General features: G+C 66.8%; 17 protein-coding genes. 5 read left to right on the forward strand and 12 right to left on the reverse strand.

Annotation, left to right across the window (positions count from 1 at the left end; genetic code table 11):
* A partial coding sequence (locus ACLQ62_RS01040) for an MFS transporter (RefSeq protein WP_411719802.1) occupies positions 1–916 on the reverse strand: 916 nt, incomplete at its 3' end.
* Positions 917–971: 55 nt separating this feature from the next.
* Between ACLQ62_RS01040 and ACLQ62_RS01045 the strand changes: the two genes are divergently transcribed.
* Positions 972–1328, forward strand: coding sequence for a hypothetical protein (locus ACLQ62_RS01045; protein ID WP_411719803.1), 357 nt, complete (start codon positions 972–974; stop codon positions 1326–1328).
* Positions 1329–1426: 98 nt separating this feature from the next.
* On the opposite strand, the gene solA is transcribed toward ACLQ62_RS01045, so the two are convergent.
* Positions 1427–2590, reverse strand: coding sequence for an N-methyl-L-tryptophan oxidase (solA, locus tag ACLQ62_RS01050; RefSeq protein ID WP_411719804.1), 1164 nt, complete (start codon positions 2588–2590; stop codon positions 1427–1429).
* A 120-nt stretch (positions 2591–2710) separates the two neighbouring features.
* Here solA and ACLQ62_RS01055 point away from each other — a divergent pair, with 120 nt between their 5' ends.
* Together ACLQ62_RS01055 and ACLQ62_RS01060 are read left to right on the forward strand one after the other, a co-directional pair.
* Entirely contained in the window at positions 2711–4861 is a 2151-nt protein-coding gene (locus ACLQ62_RS01055; protein WP_411719805.1) for an ATP-dependent Clp protease ATP-binding subunit, read from the forward strand.
* Positions 4862–5070: 209 nt separating this feature from the next.
* Complete coding sequence (locus ACLQ62_RS01060; protein ID WP_411719817.1) at positions 5071–6558, forward strand: amino acid permease; 1488 nt, start codon at positions 5071–5073, stop codon at positions 6556–6558.
* 66 nt (positions 6559–6624) lie between these two features.
* Here ACLQ62_RS01060 and ACLQ62_RS01065 read toward each other — a convergent pair whose 3' ends face one another.
* The 3 genes from ACLQ62_RS01065 to acs all read right to left on the reverse strand — a co-directional run bounded on the left by ACLQ62_RS01065 (position 6625) and on the right by acs (position 10561).
* Entirely contained in the window at positions 6625–7212 is a 588-nt protein-coding gene (locus tag ACLQ62_RS01065) for a nitroreductase family protein (RefSeq protein ID WP_411719806.1), read from the reverse strand.
* Between the two features lie 156 nt (positions 7213–7368).
* The gene (locus ACLQ62_RS01070; protein WP_411719807.1) at positions 7369–8361 is read right to left on the reverse strand and encodes an LLM class F420-dependent oxidoreductase; all 993 of its coding nucleotides are present in this window, start codon (positions 8359–8361) and stop codon (positions 7369–7371) included.
* 157 nt (positions 8362–8518) lie between these two features.
* The gene (acs, locus tag ACLQ62_RS01075) at positions 8519–10561 is read right to left on the reverse strand and encodes an acetate--CoA ligase (protein WP_411719808.1); all 2043 of its coding nucleotides are present in this window, start codon (positions 10559–10561) and stop codon (positions 8519–8521) included.
* A gap of 139 nt (positions 10562–10700) precedes the next feature.
* Between acs and ACLQ62_RS01080 the strand changes: the two genes are divergently transcribed.
* Complete coding sequence (locus tag ACLQ62_RS01080; RefSeq protein ID WP_411719809.1) at positions 10701–11684, forward strand: NAD-dependent epimerase/dehydratase family protein; 984 nt, start codon at positions 10701–10703, stop codon at positions 11682–11684.
* A 4-nt stretch (positions 11685–11688) separates the two neighbouring features.
* On the opposite strand, the gene ACLQ62_RS01085 is transcribed toward ACLQ62_RS01080, so the two are convergent.
* From ACLQ62_RS01085 to ACLQ62_RS01110, 6 genes are all read right to left on the reverse strand, one after another.
* Positions 11689–12759 carry an FUSC family protein gene (locus ACLQ62_RS01085; RefSeq protein ID WP_411719810.1) on the reverse strand — a complete coding sequence of 357 codons (1071 nt, stop codon included), beginning with the start codon at positions 12757–12759 and terminating at the stop codon, positions 11689–11691.
* Between the two features lie 6 nt (positions 12760–12765).
* Entirely contained in the window at positions 12766–13854 is a 1089-nt protein-coding gene (locus ACLQ62_RS01090; protein WP_411719811.1) for a threonine aldolase family protein, read from the reverse strand.
* A gap of 76 nt (positions 13855–13930) precedes the next feature.
* Complete coding sequence (locus ACLQ62_RS01095; RefSeq protein WP_411719812.1) at positions 13931–14476, reverse strand: SRPBCC domain-containing protein; 546 nt, start codon at positions 14474–14476, stop codon at positions 13931–13933.
* An 82-nt stretch (positions 14477–14558) separates the two neighbouring features.
* A complete protein-coding gene (locus ACLQ62_RS01100; protein WP_411719813.1) occupies positions 14559–14792 on the reverse strand; it encodes a hypothetical protein in 234 nt (77 codons plus the stop codon).
* Positions 14793–14896: 104 nt separating this feature from the next.
* Complete coding sequence (locus ACLQ62_RS01105) at positions 14897–16006, reverse strand: ABC transporter permease (protein WP_411719814.1); 1110 nt, start codon at positions 16004–16006, stop codon at positions 14897–14899.
* Positions 16003–16887: an ABC transporter ATP-binding protein gene (locus tag ACLQ62_RS01110; protein ID WP_411719815.1), complete on the reverse strand. Its 885-nt coding sequence runs from the start codon at positions 16885–16887 to the stop codon at positions 16003–16005. Before ACLQ62_RS01110 ends, ACLQ62_RS01105 begins: the two co-directional genes overlap by 4 nt.
* A 127-nt stretch (positions 16888–17014) precedes the next feature.
* Between ACLQ62_RS01110 and ACLQ62_RS01115 the strand changes: the two genes are divergently transcribed.
* The gene (locus tag ACLQ62_RS01115) at positions 17015–18226 is read left to right on the forward strand and encodes an MFS transporter (protein ID WP_411719816.1); all 1212 of its coding nucleotides are present in this window, start codon (positions 17015–17017) and stop codon (positions 18224–18226) included.
* 273 nt (positions 18227–18499) lie between these two features.
* Here the strand turns inward: ACLQ62_RS01115 and ACLQ62_RS01120 are convergent, their stop codons facing one another.
* Positions 18500–19141, reverse strand: coding sequence for an SDR family NAD(P)-dependent oxidoreductase (locus ACLQ62_RS01120; protein ID WP_411719819.1), 642 nt, complete (start codon positions 19139–19141; stop codon positions 18500–18502).
* Positions 19142–19161: the final 20 nt, after the last annotated feature.

Genomic DNA, 19161 nt, shown 5'->3' on the forward strand with positions numbered 1-19161 from the left:
GGGTAAAACACGCCCCGCCGGGGCCCCCCGCCCGGGGGGTGGTTTCCTGGGGGAGTCGGTTCAGCTGGTGACCTTCAGCTCGTTCTCCGATTCTGCCGCCACGGATGCCTCGAATTCGTCCGGCTGCATGGAGCGCCGGTTGGTCTCCGGCATGCGGGAGATGACGAGCAGCGCGAGGAGCGCAACCGCGACGACGTACCAGGCCGGAGCGATGTTGACACCTGTCGCGTTGATGAGCGCCAGCGAGAGCAGCGGGGCCGTTCCTCCGAAGATCGTGAAGGCGAGGTTGTAGCTGATCGACGCGCCGGAGAACCGCACCCCGAGCCGGGAACAGTTCGACGAACGCTGAGCCGGCCGGCCCAAAGTAGACGACACGGTCGGAGAGCCAGCCGGAGATGGGCACCATCACGAAGGTGATGAGCAGAGCGACGCTGTTCGAGATGAGGGCGTCACTGCTGGGGAGCCCAACGGTCACGGTCATGAAGCTGTAGAAGTACCCGGTGAGCGAGTAGTAGCTGAGGCTCGCCAGGGCGGCAATGCTGAAGACGGTCAGCATGGAACGCCAGTGCTCGGCGAAGACGGCCCGGATGGGTGCGCGCTCGACGATCTGAGTCTGCTTCAGTTCCAGGAAGGCGGGCGACTCGTCGACGCGGGTCCGGATGTAGAGACCGACGACGGCGAGGGGCGCACCGAGCAGGAACGGCACGCGCCAGCCCCATGACTCGTACGCTTCGGGGGCGAGTACCTGGGTGAGTCCGAGCACGAGGAGCGCGGCGATCACCGGAGGCAGGTTGGACCAGGTGTGAACCAGTCCGACGAAGAAGCCGCGACGACGGATACGACCCGGAGAGTGCCGTGACGTTACAGTCTCGATTCCCTTCGCGAGGCCCGGAATGACGGGGAAGAGGAACCTCACAGAGACGGAATGTCAAGGGCCTTGCTGACGCTTTTCGCGCGCGTAACGTCACAGTATGAGCGATTCACGAGACATCGAAGACCAGCTGAAGATCAACGACGCTGACGGCGAAGTTCGGCGCGCTGATCGCACGGAGGCCGGAGTGAACACCGGCTCCACGTCCGCGGATGCCACAGGCGACAACCGGAGCGTTCTCGACGACGTCGCCCACCCCTTCGACCAGACCAACGGCATCCTCGACGCCTACGACGAGACTCACCCGGGCAACGTGACCGGCGAGTCTCCCAGTGAGTACGCCGCTTCGGCGGGCCCGGCGGGCCGAGACGCACCCAGCACCGGCGGGGACGACTCGTACATGGACGACGACGACACGCGCGTCGTTCCACCACCGCTGCCCCCGGCCAGGCCATAATTCAAAGGTTGCGACGGCAAGTCAGCCGACCTCCTCCGATGCCCCGCAGAGGACTCAGCTGACTTGCCGTTGCTCTTTGTCTGCCGGTGGGGCCTCGATCAGCCGTGCAGTGCGGGCCGGTCCAGCGAGAAGAGGTCGATCGCGAGATCCGTGCGGCCCCGGGTCGACAGGTCCGCGGCAATTTCGCCGACAACCGGAACGAACTTGAAGCCGTGCCCTCCGAATCCGGTCGCGACGGTTACCTGCGAGTGCTCCGGGTGCAGCCCGATCATGAAGTGATCGTCGGGGGCACTCGGGTACAGGCACGTTTTCGCGTCAATCAGCCGGCCGGTCAGGTGCGGGAAGAGTTCGAGCGCCCGCGACTGCATCCTGGCCACCTCGAACGGAAGCACCTCGCGATCGATGGCGTCCGGGTCGGTCGGGCGTTCCTCGTGGAAGAAACCGATCTTGATGCCGCCACCCGGTCCGTCCGCGATCGGGAAGCCGTAGACCTGCTCGTTCCCGTCGGTGCGCTCGATGAACACCGGCTGTCGTCCGACCGCATAGTCCTCAAAGACCGGCCGGCCGGGGGAGTACCCCGGCTCGAACCAATACATGACCTGGCGTTCGGATGCCACGGGGGCGCCGACCTCGCCCAGCAGCTGCGCTGACCAGGCCCCCGGCGCGACCACGAGGCGGTCGGCACCGTACGTTCCGTGGTCGGTCACGACTTCCACCCCACCCCCGCGCGTCGCGGTCCAGGACCGAACGGCCTCGCCGAAATGCAGTCGCGCGCCATGCTCGGTTGCGACCTGGATGTTCGCTGCCGTGGTCAACTCCGGGTTCACGAAACCGGCGTTCGCCTCGAACAGGCCAACCGCGTGGTCGGCCGGGCGCATCGCCGGGAATCGCGCAGTGATCTCCGCGCTCGACAACACCTCGTGCGGCAGGTTCCACTGGCGGGCCGACCGCAGCGCACCGGTGAAGGTCTCTTCTTCCGGGTCGCCGATGTAGATGCCGCCGGTGATGGTGACGATCTTCTGCTCCGACTGTTCCTCGAGACGCCGCCAGCCCTCGTAGGCGCGGAGCAGGAGGGGGACGTAGTCGACGCCCTCGTAGTAGGACTGGCGGATGATCCGGGTGCCGCCGTGCGCTGACCCGCGGTTGTGGGACGGCCACAACCGTTCCAACCCGAGCACGCTCAGGCCGCGCTGGGCGAGCGCATTCGCCGCTGCTCCGCCCATGGAGCCAAGCCCGATCACGATGACGTCGGCAGAGAGCATGAGAACTCGATTCGCTGGGAATTCGCTGGTTCTCCCAGCCTAGAAGATCGGATCGGTAGCGCTGTCACCATCACTCGCGATAAAGTTGAGTCACCGAGACTCAACTTTTGAAGGAGACCCATGCAATCCGGTTCGTACTCGCAGGACGAGCAGAAGAGCGCCCTCGAACTGTACGGAATGAACCTCACCGAAATCGCCCGCTCCGGCAAACTCGACCCGGTGATCGGCCGCGACGCGGAGATACGACGCGTGAGCCAGGTCCTCACCCGGCGCACCAAGAACAACCCGGTACTCATCGGCGAACCGGGCGTCGGCAAGACCGCCGTCGTCGAAGGGCTCGCCCAGCGGATCGTCGAGGGCGACGTCGCCGAATCGCTGAAGAACAAGCAGATCGTCGCACTCGACCTCGCGGCCCTTGTCGCAGGAGCGAAATACCGTGGTGAGTTCGAGGAGCGGCTCAAGGCGGTGCTCCAGGAGATCAACGACGCCGAAGGGCAGATCATCACCTTCATCGACGAGCTGCACACCCTCATGGGTGCCGGCGCCGGTGAGGGGTCCGTGGCGGCGGCCAACATGCTCAAGCCGATGCTTGCCCGCGGCGAGTTGCGCATGATCGGCGCCACCACGCTGAACGAGTACCGCGAATACATCGAGAAGGACGCGGCCATGGAGCGGCGGTTCCAGCAGGTGTACGTGGGAGAGCCCAGCGTCGAGGACACCGTCGCGATTCTGCGCGGGCTCAAGGAGCGCTACGAGGCCCACCACAAGGTGACGATCGCCGACTCCGCGCTCGTTGCCGCGGCATCCCTCTCGAACCGCTACATCCCGGCACGGCAGTTGCCAGACAAGGCGATCGACCTGATCGACGAGGCCGCGTCGCGACTGCGGATGGAGATCGACTCCTCCCCGGTCGAGGTCGACGAACTGCAACGCAGCGTCAACCGGCTGAAGCTCGAGGAGCTCGCGCTGAAGAAGGAGAAGGACGAAGCATCGAAGGAGCGTCTCGCGAAACTCCGCGAGGACATGGCCGAGAAGCAGGCGTCACTCGACGAACTGAAATCCCGGTGGGAGAAGGAACGCGCCAACCTCAACCGGGTCGGTGACCTCAAGACGCAGCTTGATGAGATGAAGTCGCGACGGGACCGGGCGCTGCGCGAAGCGGATTACCAGGAGACGTCACGGCTCGAGTACGAAGTGATTCCGACCATCGAGAAGGAGATCAAGGAAGCGGAGCAGTCCGAGAATGACGGCCCGCTCATGGTCAACGACCAGGTCACCGCTGACGACATCGCCGCGGTGATCGCGGCCTGGACCGGCATCCCCGTCGGCCGTCTGCTGCAGGGTGAGACCGAGAAACTGCTGCATCTCGAGGCCGAGCTCGGCAAGCGGCTCGTCGGCCAGAAGCAGGCCGTTCAGGCGGTGTCGGATGCTGTCCGGCGCACGCGCGCGGGCATTTCGGATCCCAACCGCCCGACCGGTTCGTTCATGTTCCTCGGTCCGACCGGTGTCGGTAAGACGGAGCTGGCCAAGGCGCTCGCCGAATTCCTCTTCGACGACGAGAAGGCGATGGTCCGCATCGACATGTCTGAGTACGGCGAGAAGTTCTCCGTCTCGCGTCTCGTCGGCGCCCCTCCCGGTTACGTCGGGTACGAGCAGGGTGGGCAGCTGACCGAAGCTGTACGCCGCCGGCCATACTCCGTCGTGCTCTTCGACGAAATCGAGAAGGCGCACCCCGAGGTGTTCGACGTGCTGCTGCAGGTGCTCGACGACGGCCGGCTCACCGACGGGCAGGGCCGAACTGTCGACTTCCGCAACACCATCCTCATCCTCACCTCGAACCTCGGTTCGCACTTCCTCGTCGACCCGTCGATGTCGTGGCCTGAGAAGGAGGAAGCGGTGCAGAACCTCGTCCGACAGGCGTTCAAGCCGGAATTCGTGAACCGGCTCGACGACATCGTCGTGTTCTCGTCGCTCACCGAGGAAGACCTCAGCCAGATCGTCGAACTGTACATCGACCGGCTGCAGCGGCGGCTGCACGAGCGTCGCCTCGAACTCGCGGTGACGCCGGATGCCAGGCGCTGGCTCGCCGAGCGCGGTTACGACCCGATCTACGGCGCACGCCCGCTGCGGCGGCTCATGCAGAACGAGATCGACGACCGTCTCGCGACAGCGATCCTCGACGGCACGGTACGGGACGGCAACACCGTGCGGGTCGACCTCGACCCGGGCGCCGACGCCCTGACCGTCGGCTCGGTTCCGGTGCCGGTGTAAGGCACGTCGGCTGAACGGGCGGATGCTTCGGCATCCGCCCGTTTGTTCTGTCCGGTGCTGTTGCGGCGCACCCCCCGAACGGGTCTAGGCTCTGTATCCTCAGGAAACGGCGACGGAAGACCATCATGAAACACGAGCACCACTTCGAACCGCCAGAGCACGACCCGGCCCCGGATCTCGAGAATGCCAGGGAGCGCATCGGCGACGAGATGATGGCGGTCCAGGACTTCTCCAACGAGCAGGAGGGGTACCACAAGACTCTCAAGCCGCGGCAGCTCCAGATGATCGCGATCGGTGGGGCCATCGGAACCGGTCTGTTCCTCGGAGCCGGCGGCCGACTGGCATCCGCCGGGCCGTCGCTCGTGATCGTCTATGCGATCTGCGGGTTCTTCGCCTTCCTCATCCTCCGCGCACTCGGGGAGCTCGTGCTGCACCGCCCGTCGTCCGGGTCGTTCGTCTCGTACGCTCGCGAGTTCCTCGGTGAGAAAGCGGCGTTCGTCGCGGGCTGGATGTACTTCCTCAACTGGGCGATGACCGCCATCGTGGATGTCACGGCGGTGGCGATCTACGTGAAGTTCTGGTCCGCGTTCACCGATGTGCCCCAGTGGATCCTCGCCCTCGTGGCGCTGGCGATCGTGCTGTCGCTCAACCTCGTCTCGGTCAAGGTGTTCGGTGAGATGGAGTTCTGGTTCGCGATCATCAAGGTCGTTGCGCTGGTCGCGTTCCTGCTCATCGGCGCCGCGTTTCTCGCCTTCCAGCTCCCGACGGATGCCGGCACGCCTGGCCTCTCGCTCCTCGCCGACAACGGCGGTATCTTCCCCCAGGGACTGCTCCCAGCGGTGCTCGTGGTGCAGGGTGTCGTCTTCGCGTACGCAGCCATCGAGCTTGTCGGCACGGCCGCCGGTGAGACCGCCGACCCCCGGCGGATCATGCCGAAGGCCGTGAACACGGTGATTCTCCGGATCGCCCTGTTCTACGTGGGCAGCGTCCTGCTGCTTTCGCTGCTTCTGCCGTACACGGAGTACAGCAAGAACGAAAGCCCGTTCGTCACCTTCTTCTCCAGCATCGGTGACCCTGGGATCGCCGCCGTTGCGGGCAACATCATGAACTTCGTCGTGCTCACCGCGGCCCTGTCGAGCCTCAACGCCGGTCTGTACTCCACCGGCCGGATCCTCCGGTCGATGTCGGTGAACGGAGCAGCACCCAGGTTCACCGGGGTGATGAACAAGAGCGGTGTCCCGTATGGCGGCATCATGCTCACCGGCTTCATCACGCTGCTGGGGGTCGGGCTCAACGCGATCGTTCCCGAGGACGCCTTCGAGATCGTGCTCAACATTTCGGCCCTCGGCATCGTCACCGGCTGGGGCATGATCATCCTTTGCCAGATGCAGCTCCAGCGCTGGGCGAAGCAGGGCAAGATGGAACGCCCGTCATTCCGGCTGTTCGGTGCTCCATTCACCGCGTGGCTCACGCTGGGGTTCCTTGTGACGGTGCTCGTGCTGATGGCGCTTGACTACCCGGTCGGCACGTTCACGATCGGCTCGCTCGTGATCCTGATCCCGCTGCTGATCGTCGGCTGGTTCGCCGCGCGCCGAGGCATCCTCGAGATCGCGAAAGAGCGTGAGGGCTTCACCGGATCGTTCCCCGTCATCCCCGAGCGACCTGGGATCGACAGCAGGAAGAATAGCGGCGGCTGAGGTCGAAGCCGAACTAAAGCACCCGGTGCCCCTGTCAGGGCACCGGGTGCTTCGTTGTTGTGGAGATCAGACGCTGAGAAGCACCAGCTCGTCGAGCGGACGACGACTGCGGGGCGCGATCTCACGCTCACGCAGCACGTCATTGGCCAGAGCCTCCGGGGTGCCCAGCACGCCGAGAGCGGTGACCGAGATCGGCTCGAGCGCTGCATCGATGTCAAACGCAGCGCGCAGGCCGTCGACCTCGATGCCGCCCATCTGGTGCGCGTGGAGGCCATCGTGGTGGGCCTGCACCGTGAGGTGCGCCACCGCCTGGCCGAGGTCGTACTGGGCCCAGCGCAGCGGCGTTCCGTCTTCGGCGGTGACGGCGAGGTTGACGATGAGCACGTGCGCGGACGCCGCCCAGGCCTGGTTGAAGCCCATCAGGTTTTCGACGATCGTGGCGTGCTCGGCGGTGCCGCGGCGGGCGACGAGGAAGCGCCACGGCTGCGTGTTCGATGCGGATGCCGACCAGCGGGCCGCCTCGAGGGCCGCCGTGATCTTCTCAGCGGGCACCTCGACGCTCACGTCGAAGGAGCGCGGGCTCCACCGCTCGGCGAGCACCTCGTGAATGGGTTCGCTGGTGACGGCGGTGCGGGAGATGGTTCCGGTGGTCATGTGGCTCCTTCGATTGTGCGATGTCATTCGGAGTCGCCATTGACCCATTCAGATGCAAGCAGATGGTGCCCCGGAATATTCCTGAACGCCGTCGCCTTTTCCCATTATTCCGGCATCCGCTCGTCGTCGTTTCGCTCGCGACGGGATGCTACGCCGTCAGGCGAGTGCCGGAATGACCTCACTTTCGAACAGCTCGATCCCGGACCGGTCGTAGGCGGCCTCGGGGAAGTAGGTGATCGCGTAGGCGAGTCCGCGGTCCTTCATCCCGCTGAGTCGTTCGACGATCTGCTCGGGTGTTCCGACGCCGAGCGCTTTGCCGCTGCGGTACTCCTTGAGGAATCCAGCCGCCTTCTCCTTGCCGAGATACGGGGTGACCCTGTCCTCGATGGCGTCGAGCCGGTCGGCGACCTCGGCCTCGGTGTCCGCGATGACGACGTTGTAGTTGGAGCTTCGCACGATGTCATCGAAGTTCCGGCCGAGCTTCTCGCAATGGCCGCGCAGGATCTCGCTCTTATGGACGAAGCCCTCCGGCGAACCGTCGAAGTTCGTGTACTGGGCGTATTTCGCTGCGATGCGCAGCGTCACCTTCTCGCCTCCGCCCGCAATCCAGAACGGGATGCCGCCCTCCTGGAGCGGTTGGGGGCGCACGATTGCTCCGTCGACCTGGTAGTGCTTGCCGTCGAGTGTGGTGGTGCCGGTTTCCCAGGCCTGCTTCATGATCCGGACGCCCTCGTCGAGCCGGCCCAGCCGGTCGCCGACGCGGGGGAAGCCGAAGCCGTATGCACGCCACTCGTGCTCGTACCAGCCGCCGCCGATGCCCATCTCCACCCGGCCACCGGAGATCCCGTCGATGGTCGCCGCGACCTTCGCGAGGTACGCCGGGCTGCGGTAGCTCATGCAGGTGCACATCTGGCCGAGTCGCACACGCCTGGTGGTGGCGGCGAACGCGGACATGAGCGTCCACGCTTCGTGGGTCGCCTCCTCGCTCGGGACGGGCGTCGTGTGGAAGTGGTCGTACACCCAAATCGATTCCCAGGGGCCGGCATCCGCGCGGGCAGCCAGACTGCGCATCGTCTCCCACTGCTCGGCGGGGTCGATGCCGACAAGGTCAAATCGCCATCCCTGCGGGATGAAAGTTCCGAATCGCATGTGCGCCAGCCTAGGGCGGGCGTTGTTTCGGAGCGAGGCATTGCACAGCATCCGTCGACCGCGTAGAGGGCGCGCCAGACCTCCGTGCCTGGCCACTTGTTCCGGACCAATCCACCCGGTGCGCCGGGTGGATTGGTCCGGAACGAGTGAATCCGTGTCAGCGGGAGCGTCGGACGATCTCCTCGATCCGGGCGGGCACCGTGTCGTCCTGCAGGCTCGTCACATCGCCGAGCGGGCGGCCGTCAGAGATGTCGCCGAGGAGGCGCCGCATGATCTTGCCCGACCGGGTCTTCGGCAGGTCGGGAACGACGATCACGTCGCGAGGCTTCGCGATCGGCCCGATCTCCCGGGCGACATGCGCCCGCAACAGCTCGGTGAGCTCCCCGGCGAGTCCCACCCAGTAATCCGGATGCTCCGCCTCGGCCCCGTCGGAACGCGCGGCGGGGATCACGTACGCCGCGATCGCCTGCCCGGTGAGAGCATCCGCCACCCCGACGACGCCGGCCTCACCGACCGCGGGATGCGCCACGAGCGACGACTCGATCTCGATCGTCGACAGCCGGTGCCCGGACATGTTGATGACGTCGTCGACGCGGCCGAGCACCCAGATATCGCCGTCGGCATCCCACTTCGCGCCGTCACCGGAGAAGAAGTAGCCCTGCTTCCAGAACCGTGCCCAGTAGGAGTCGCGGTACCGCTCCGGGTCGCCCCAGACGGTGCGGGCCAGCGCAGGTCCATGGCGGTCGACGACGAGGTAACCGCCCTCGCCGAACGGCACCGGGGTGCCGTCGTCGTCGACGATGAGCGTCGACAGTCCAGGCAGAGCCCGGTTCGCCGAACCCGGCTTCAGGGTGGAGATGCCTGGCACGGGGGCCATCACCGCTGCCCCGGTCTCCGACTGCCACCAGGTGTCGACGAGAGGGGTGGTGCCCCGGCCGAGATGCGTGTGGAACCACACCCACGCCTCCGGGTTGATCGCTTCACCGACGGTGCCGAGGAGGCGGATCGACGAGAGGTCGTAGTCGGCAGGCACGCCGTCAGGGAACCAGGTCATCAGGGTGCGGATGAGTGTGGGCGCCGTGTAGTACGTCGTCACGCCGTAGCGCTCGAGAATCTCGAAGTGCCTCGCGGTGTGCGGGGTGTTCGGTGTGCCCTCGTAGATCACCTGGGTGAGTCCGTTCGAGAGCGGCCCGTAGATCTCGTAGGTGTGCGCGGTCACCCAGGCCAGGTCTGCGGTGCACCAGTGCACATCGTCGGGTTTCGCGTCGAAGATCGCCCAGTGGCTCCAAGACGCCTGGGTGAGGTACCCGCCGGAGGTGTGCACGAGGCCCTTCGGTTTGCCGGTCGTGCCGGACGTGTAGATGATGAACAGCGGCGTCTCCGCGTCGAACGCCTCGGCCTCATGCTCGTCGGAGGCTGCGCCGACGACGTCGTGCCACCAGACGTCACGGCCAGGTGTCCACGCGACCGGTGGGATCTCGTCGCCGGTGCGCCGCACCACGAGCACGTGTTCGATGCTGTCGACGCCCGCCACCGCGGCATCCGCGTTGTCCTTCACGGCGACGGCTGTACCCCGACGGTACTGTCCGTCGGTGGTGATGAGCAGTTTCGCCCCGGTGTCTTCGACCCGGAATCGCAGCGCGTCGGCGCTGAAGCCACCGAACACGAGCGAATGGATGGCGCCGATCCGGGCAACGGCGAGCGTGGCGATGACCGTCTCGGGGATCACCGGCAGGTAGATCACGACACGGTCACCCGTGCCGATGCCCAGTTCGGTGAGGGCATTCGCTGCCTTCGACACCTCGCGCTGCAGTTCGGCGTAGCTGATCGAGCGCCGGTCGCCCGGTTCACCTTCGAAGTGCAGTGCGATCTTGTCGCCGTTCCCGGATGCCACGTGGCGGTCCACGCAGTTCACCGCGACGTTGAGCTTGCCGCCGGCGAACCATTCGGCTTTCGGAACGGTGAGTTCGCCGTCCGCGCCCTCGGTGACGGGCTGCCAGGTGTGTGTCGTGTGCCACGGTTCAGCCCACTCGAGCCGCGCGGCGGCATCCGCCCAGAACGCGATCGGGTCGGCATCAGCTCTCGCCCAGTCCTCGGCGCTCACGTTGGCCTGCGCCGTGAACGCGGGCGGCGCCGGAAACCGTCGCGTCTCGGTCGAGAGGTTGACGAGGGTGGGGACGGATGCGTCGACGGCAGACATCCTTCGACGTTACGACCCGGTGCTGCCGGTGCCCAATCCCGGAGCAACGGGGCGTAACGTTCGCGAGTTCATGACTTTGCGGTGGTGCGGCCGGCCCGCAACCCCTGCAAATCCGGTAACTCGCGAGAGGATAGAGCTTATGAGTGCGAAGAGTGTCCTGTTTCTCGGCGGTACCGGAGTGATCAGTTCGGCGGCGGTGGCGCTCGCTGCCGACCGCGGCTGGGACGTCACCGTGGTCAACCGCGGTCGATCGAGCGAACGTCCGGCGCCGGCGGGAATCGAGACCCTCGCAGCCGACATCCGCGATCCGGATGCGCTGAACGCCGCGATCGGCGACCGCTCCTTCGATGTCGTCACCGACTTCCTCAGCTTCACCCCTGACCAGCTGCACCTCGACACCTTCCGTGACCGTACCGGCCAGTACGTCTACATCAGCTCGGCGTCCGCCTACCAGACGCCCCCGTCGCGGCTGCCGGTCACCGAGTCGACGCCGCTGCGCAACCCGTTCTGGGAGTACTCGCGCAACAAGATCGCGTGCGAGGACGCGCTCGTCGCCGAGTATCGCGCGACCGGCTACCCCATCACCATCGTGCGCCCGTCGCACACCTATGACCGCACCTCGCTCCCCACCCTCGGTGGCTGGACCGACATCGACCGGATGCGACGTGGCGCGCCGGTCGTCGTCCACGGCGACGGCAGTTCGCTCTGGACGTTGACGCACACCCGTGATTTCGCCGTCGGTTTCGTCGGCCTGTTCGGGCACCCGGCCGCGCTCGGCGACACCTTCCACATCACCGGCGACGAAGCGCCGACGTGGGACCAGATCTACCGGGCCCTCGGCACAGCGGCGGGCGTCGAACCCGTGCTCGCCCACGTGACCAGCGACGCCATCGCCGCGGCGTCGCCCCAGCTGGGGCCGGGCCTTCTCGGTGACAAGAGCCACTCGATGGTGTTCGACAACAGCAAGCTCAAAGCGCTCGTGCCGGATTTCGGTCAGGGCACGCTTTTCGCCGAAGGGGCTCAGGAGATCGTCGACTGGTATGACGCCGACGCATCCCGCCAGGTGGTCGACCCGGAGCTGGACGCCCTGTTCGGCCGGCTGGCCGAGGAACACCGCGCCTGATCGCTCAGCGCACCCGCGGGTGCCTCACGCCGTGCGTTGCCAGGATCAGCACGACGGCGACCGCGACGCCCACGACGGTCTCCAGACCACGGTCGAGAACGAGCGGCAGGACGGGGACCGGGCCGTTCAACAGCCCCATGCCGATGGTCAGGGGAGTCAGGAACAGCAGCGCCGCCGAGTAGTTCCTGGCGACCACCAGTTCTGTTCCGGCCTGCAGCACGACGAGCAGGATCACCAGCAGAAGTCCCTGCGGCGCGTAGCCGAACAGCAGGAGCGCTACGACGAGGCCGAGCAGAGTTCCGCTGACGCGATGACTGGCCCGGACGAGCTGCCCGGCGGTCGTCGCGCCGACGACGGGCACGACGGCTGAGACCATCGCCCAATACGGGTGCGGCCACCCGAAGGAAAGCGGAATCCCGCCGGCGATACCGGCACCGAGCAGGCACATCGCGGCATGCGTGCCGATGATCTTCCAATTCCGCTGAGGGATGGTCCGTGGCGGATACTCCGCGACGTCTTTGCCTGCGCGGCGTTGTGCGTTCTTGATCATGCCGGAAGTGAGGGTGACGAGCAGGGTGAAGATGAGCGAGGACACCGCGAGAAGCGCAGCGAGACCGACGCCGGCGCCAATGGCAGGCAGAGACGCCGACACTCCGAAGCCGAAGACGAAGAACACCGAACCGGCTGGTCTCCACCCGCGTGCGTCGGCGAGGACCGTGCCCAGCCCGGCGATGACGGCGGTGATCGCGACAAACAGCCAACCCGGAGCATCCGATGCCGCCATGGCAGCCCCGGCGATGATCAAAACGACCTGGACGACACCGAACCCCGCTTGGACGATCAGCCGGTCCCGCGTCGCCGAGTTCCGCCCGTAGACCGACGCGAGTGCGGCCAGCAGCGCATAGGCCGACAGGTCGAGCCGGTCGGTCGCGAACAGCACGAGCAGGGGGATCAACACCGAGAAGAACACCCGGATGGTGACCCTGTGCGCCCCGAGGTGCGGGCCCCACTGCAGCAATTCGCGCGGGTCGAACAGGATGCTGCTCGGCGCGCGCCCCGGTTTCGGTTCGGTCACAGGCGGTCAGGCGGCAAGTTCGGAGCGAATCCCGGCGACGAACGCGTCGATGTCGGCCTCGGTCGTGTCGAACGATGCCATCCAGCGGACCTCGCTCTTCGACGCATCCCAGTCGTAGAAGTGGAACGATTCGCGCAATCGGTTCGCGGCATCCGCCGGGAGCACGGCGAACACAGCGTTGGACTGGGTGGGCTGGCTGAAGCTCAGGCCGGTCACCGCACCCGACGCGACCAGTTCCTCGAGTGAGGACCGCAGCCGCTGGGCCATCGCGTTGGCGTGCGATGCGGAGCGGAGCCACAAGTCCCCGTCGAGCAGGGCGATCAGCTGTGCCGAGACGAAGCGCAGTTTCGATGCGAGCTGCATGTTCAGCTTGCGCAGGAAGATGAGACCGTCGGATGCCGCCGGATCGAGCACGACAACCGCTTCACCGAACAGCAGGCCGTTCTTGGTACCGCCGAAGGAGAGCACGTCGACGCCCGCATCGGTGGTGAAGTCGCGGAACGGGACACCGAGCGCTGCGGCCGCGTTGGACAGCCGGGCGCCGTCCATGTGCAGCTTCATTCCGCGGGCGTGCGCGTGATCGGCGATCGCCCGAACCTCGTCGACGGAGTACAGGGTGCCGAGTTCGGTGGATTGGGTGATCGAGACGACGAGCGGCTGCGCGCGGTGTTCGTCGCCCCAGCCCCACGCTTCGCGGTCGATCAGTTCCGGGGTGAGTTTGCCGTCCGGCGCATCCACTGTCAGCAGCTTCATGCCGCCGACCCGTTCGGGGGCGCCGTTCTCGTCGACGTTGATGTGGGCGGTGGATGCCGCGATCACCGCTCCCCAGCGCGGCAGCATCGACTGCAGGCCGATCACGTTCGCGCCTGTGCCGTTGAACACGGGGAACACCTGGACGCCGTTCCCGAAGTGCCCGGCGAACACCTCCTGCAGCCGCGCCGTGTACACGTCGGCGCCGTACGACACCTGGTGCCCGCCGTTGGCGGCACCGATCGCCTCGAGGACTTCTGGGTGCACTCCGGCATAGTTGTCACTCGCGAAGCCACGGGAGTTGGGGTCGTGCAGGATTTCGGTCACCCCCCTAGTTTTGCGCATCGGGCGGTGCACCGCCGAACCAGAATCGTGCGGCCGCGCAACTGCGGAGCGGGAACCGTGCGTGAGCAGGGCGGGGTCAGCCGCCGAAGAGCTTCTCGTACCTCTCCTGCAGCTCATCCCAGCCGTGCAGCTTGGCGTCCTCACCGACCATCCGGGGCACGTCGAGCCCGCTGGCGAGTCCGTCCAGGGCGGTGAGGCACAGGTGCCAGCCGGCCGCGTAACTGGAGGCGTTGGCTCTGTCGTCGAAGGTGTGGCTGAGCCGGACGATGGTTGCGGATGCCGTCGGCGCCAGCTCGATGTCGATCGCGTCCCCGCCCCAGACGAGCGACAGCATCCGTTGCGGGGCAACCGTCACCACGGTGCCGATCGACTCGTCCGTGTCATCCGACTCGTCGTCGGAGGGCCTTCTGCCCGCCTCGGGGAGCGCCACGAATCCGGTCTCGGTCAGATCCCGGTCCGGGTCGAACGGCGCCCACTTGCTGACCTGCTCCCGTTCGGTGAGCGCCGCCCAGATCTCCTGCGGCGCGTTCGGCAGGGTGCGTTCGAGCACGAGGAGCCACCGGGAACCGAGATTGCTCAGTTGTGCCCCGATCGGATGCTGCGGGAGTTGCGACGCCGACATGGAACGCTCCTTGTGCTTGGACTCCAAGTCTGGTCGGCAACGCCGCGGCCGTCCAGCGCGGGGACGGGGCTGTGCGGAGCAGTCAGGGGAACAGGGCGGTCAGCGGAGCGTGGGCCACAGCCCAGGCGATGCCGGCGATCACTCCGCTGACGATGCCGATCGCTATCAGCGGTCTGCCGAGGCGTCTGGGCTGCGGCTCCACCTGCACCGGTTCAGGGATCTGTACCGGGCTGACCATCGGGTGGTAGCGCAGCGGGTTGAGTTCGATCTGTCGTTCTCGCCGGGTCACGGGTGTGGGTACAGCGGGGTAGGTCATGACGGTCCCTTCGGGTCAGCACCGGCTCATGACCGAAAGCTATTCCTGAGGAAACCTCATGTCACTGGGGTGAGGCGGAATGCCCCTCGAAGAGGCGTCGTGCCTCAGCTCTTCAGTGCTTCACGCCATTTCACCCTGGCGCCCATCTTCAGGAGCGAGTTCTGGTAGATCCGGGACCCCAACCAGATGGTGCCTGCGGTCGTCACTCCGAGGATGGCAAGTGAGACGAGCGGCTCCCACCACGCGGCCGTCCCCAGGAACAGGCGCACCGGCATACCGACCGGGGCGGAGAACGGCACGTACGACATGACCGTCAGCACCACGGGGTTGTCGTTGAAGATGACGACGGCGAAGTACGGGAGCATCACGAGCATCGTCACCGGGGTGGTGGTCGAGCCGATGTCCTCCTGGCGTGACACCATCGACGCGGTCGCCGCGAAGAGCGAAGCCAGCAGCACGAAACCGATGGCGAAGAAGACGACGAACCAGACGATCGGCATCCCGAGCCCGGTGAGGAGGTCCGTCTGCCCCAGGATCGTCAAGCCGATGATCGATAAGGCCGCGGTGACCGCGATCTGGCCGAAGGCGAGAATCGAATTACCGAGCACTTTTCCGGCCAGCAACGCCTGCACCGGGATGGCTGACATGAGGATCTCGACCACCCGGGTCTGTTTCTCCTCGACGACGTTCTGGGCGATGGTCGAGCCGAAGGTCATCGCCGACATGAAGAAGACGATCCCGAAGCCGAGCGAGACCAGGTAGGTGATGAACGGATTCGTCGCGCTCTCGTCGAGTAGGGTCACCGGCGGAGACACGCTCAACTGGCTGACCAGCGTAGCGGGCACCTCGGTGTCGGCAAGGATCGCGATTCCGAGCGGCGTCGAATGATCTGGCACGATCGCGGCATCGACGGTGCCGTTGCGCACCAGCTCGCGCGCAGCCTCGACGCTCGCGGCCTCGGTCACGTCGAGGCCTGCGACGTCGCCGATCGACTGGCCGGCGGTGCCGACGACGGCGACCGGCGTTGTGTCGTTGCTGCTGTTCTGTGCGGTGAAGCCGCCGATGAGGATCGACGCGAGCACAAGGAGGAGCAGGATGCCTGTGGAGATGAGGAAGACCTTGCTCCGTAACCGCATGGTGATTTCGCGTTCGGCGACGAGCCAGGTGCTCTGGGCGAAGCTCGGGGCGGGAGGGCGAATGGTCGACGCGCTCATCGGATGACCTCTCGGAAGATCTGGGCGAGTGATGGATGCCTGGGGGCGAATGTGGCGACGTCGCCACGGCCGATGGCGTCACGGAGAACCGTCTGGGCGGTCGATTCCGAGTCGACGTCGAAGAGGGCGTAGCTGCCGTCGAAGTCGACGACGCTGACACCGGGGACGGAACGCAACCAGCCGGCATCCCCGCTGGAAACGAGCTCGTAGCGAAGGGTGGAGTGGCTGGCCCGGAGCGCTTCCCGGGATCCGTTCGCCCGGATCGAGCCGTTCGCGATGATCACGAGGTCGTCGCACAGGCGTTCGACGATGTCGAGCTGGTGCGAGGAGAACAGAACAGGGGCGCCGGCGAGTGCGCGGTCCTTGAGCACACCGACGACGACGTCGACGGCGAGTGGGTCCAGGCCGGAGAACGGTTCGTCGAGGATGAGTACCTCGGGGTCGTGCACGAGCGCCGCGGCGATCTGTGCCCGCTGCTGGTTGCCGAGAGACAGGCTCTCCACCGTTGAACCGGCTCGCTCGGCGAGTCCGAGCTGTTCGAGCAGGTTGCCGGCATTCTGCTTCGCGGCGGTCGTGGACAAGCCGTGCAGCCGGGCAAGGTAGACGAGCTGTTCCTCGACCCTCATCTTCGGGTAGAGCCCGCGTTCCTCGGGCATGTAGCCGAAGCGCCTGCGGTCCTCCGGGGTGACTGTGGCACCGCCGAGCGTGACGGTTCCGCTCTCGGACAAGAGCACGCCGAGGATGATCCGCATGGTGGTCGTCTTTCCTGCACCGTTGCCCCCGACGAAACCCGTCATCCGGCCGGGCAGCACATCGAAGCTGACGTCGGTGAGCACGTGGGCCGTTCCATAGTGTTTGTTGACGTCTCTAATCTCGAGCATGCTGCCTCCTTGGTAACGCTGAACTTCACGATACGGCCGGAACGCTGCCTGCGGCATCCGCCTGCAGAGGGGGATTTCGGGGCGGTCGGCATCCGCCGCATGGGGGAGGCTGGCCTACGCTGGGCTGGTGCCTCGCATCACCCCCATCCGCCGACTTGTCGCCGCCCGGCCGCGCCTGACGCGCCTGCCGCGCGATGTCGTCGTGCTCGGGGTCATCGCCTTTTTCGTGATGGTCGGCTTCGGTGTGGTCGTGCCGGTGCTGCCGGTGTTCGTGCGCAGCTTCGGCGTCGGCTACCTCGAGGTCGGCGCTGTGGTGTCGGCGTTCGCGCTGATGCGGTTCGTCGCGAGCCCGTTCTGCGGGCGGCTGATCGACTGGTTCGGTGAGCGGGCGCTGCTCGCTATCGGCATCGGCATTGTCGCGGTGTCGAGTGCGCTTGTCGGGTTCGCCGGAAGCTATCTGGAGGTGCTGCTCCTGCGCGGTGCCGGCGGCATCGGCTCGGCGATGTTCTCGGTGTCGGCGATGACCCTGCTGCTCCGGTCGACGCCCGCGTCTTTCCGCGGTCGCTCGGTAGGTTTCTACCACAGCGGTTTCCTGCTCGGCGGCATGGCGGGGCCGGCGATCGGTGGCGTTCTGGCATCCGTGTCGCTGACCGCGCCGTTCTTCTTCTACGCGGGAACTCTCGCTGTCGCCGGCGTGGTCGGCCTCCTTCTGCTGCAGCGGAAGTCCGTCGAGGTGGACGACACCGCGTCAGGGCCGCTGGTTCCGTTGCGCACGGTGCTGCGCGATCCGCGATTCAGGGCCGCCTGCCTGGCGAACTTCGCGAACGGCTGGACCTCGCTCGGTGTCCGGAGCGCCCTGATCCCCGTCCTGGTGGTCGATGTGCTTGCGGGGACGGCGGCGTGGACCGGCGTGGCGTTCGCGATCGCCGCTGTGGTGCAGACCATTGCGCTCGGCCCGGCAGGCCGTTTCGTCGACACGGTCGGCCGCAGGCCGGCCATCCTCGGTGCGTACGTGGTGGCGGCGGCCACGATCCTGGCGATTTCGGTGGCGCCGAACTTCGCGGTGCTCACGATCCTGCTCTGCGTCTACGGAGTCGCAGCGGCGTTCATGGGCACCGCCCCGGCGGCGGCGGTCGGCGACGCGACAGCAGGAGCGCGGGGCGGCCGGCCGGTCGCCCTGTTCTCGATGGCGAGCGACCTCGGCGCGATCGCCGGGCCGCTGATCGCGGGCTGGCTCGTCGACGTGGCATCCTTCCCGGCCGCGTTCGGCGTCGCTGCGGTGTTCCTGCTGATCGCCGCGCTGTCGGCGCTGCGAATGCCGCAGGAGACCCGTCGCTGACTACGGAGATCCCGCGCAAGAGAGGGTTCGGCGGCGGGTTCGCGCCGGATCTCTCAAGAATCTCCGACGTTGCGAACGCCCCTTCGGCGCGCTACGCCCGTGGCACCGCCACGGCGAGGATGACATCCGCCCGCAGCCCGCTGCGCGTCACCGGCGGGCGGCGTCAGGCAGCGTCGTCCGGGTCGACAGCGGGCAGGGTGGGAGAACTCACAACTCCACGCTAGTGAGTCGCCGTTCCGCGGGCATCCGTCGCGAGACGGATTTGCGACCGCGTCAGTTCGCTGTGTCGACCAGCGGAACCCGCGACAACGATCCGGATGCCGCGTCAGCGTCCCAGAGCGCCGTCACCTCGGTCGCCAGTCGCGACTCCAGCCCGTCGAGCGAACGCACCACGAAGATGGTGGCGGATGCCGCCGGCGCCGACTTCTCGAAACCGTTCGCGATCGCACGCACCCACGTCTCCGCGGCGGCCTTCACGGCGGCATAGTTGGCGCCGCCGGGCGTCGGTCGGTCCAGTGTCGTGGTGGAGACGATCGCGAGCCGTCCGGCATCCGACGCGTGGAGGTCATCGACGAAGACCCGGGTGGTGTTGCGAAGGGTGGTGAACACCCGGGAATGGAGGAACTGCCAGTCCTGATCGGTCTGGCCGGCGAGCCCGCCGCCGCCGCGCCACCCGCCGACGAGGTGGATCAGCCCGTCGATCCTGCCGTGTTCGGTGTGGATGCGCTCGCCCAAGCCGGTCACCTCGTCGAACCGGGACAGGTCGCAGACGTAGCCGACGGCATCTGGAACCTGGTCGGTGAGGGTGCGCACACGCTCGGCGTTCGATCCGACAGCGAGAACCCGCGCCCCCGCCGCGGCCAGCTCGGCGCTGACGGCGATGCCCGCCGCGCTGGTAGCAACCGCGATGATCACCGTAAGACCACCCCCCCCCG

The sequence above is a fragment of the Mycetocola sp. genome, assembly GCF_046716805.1.
In the GTDB taxonomy this organism is placed as follows: Bacteria; Actinomycetota; Actinomycetes; order Actinomycetales; family Microbacteriaceae; genus Mycetocola_A.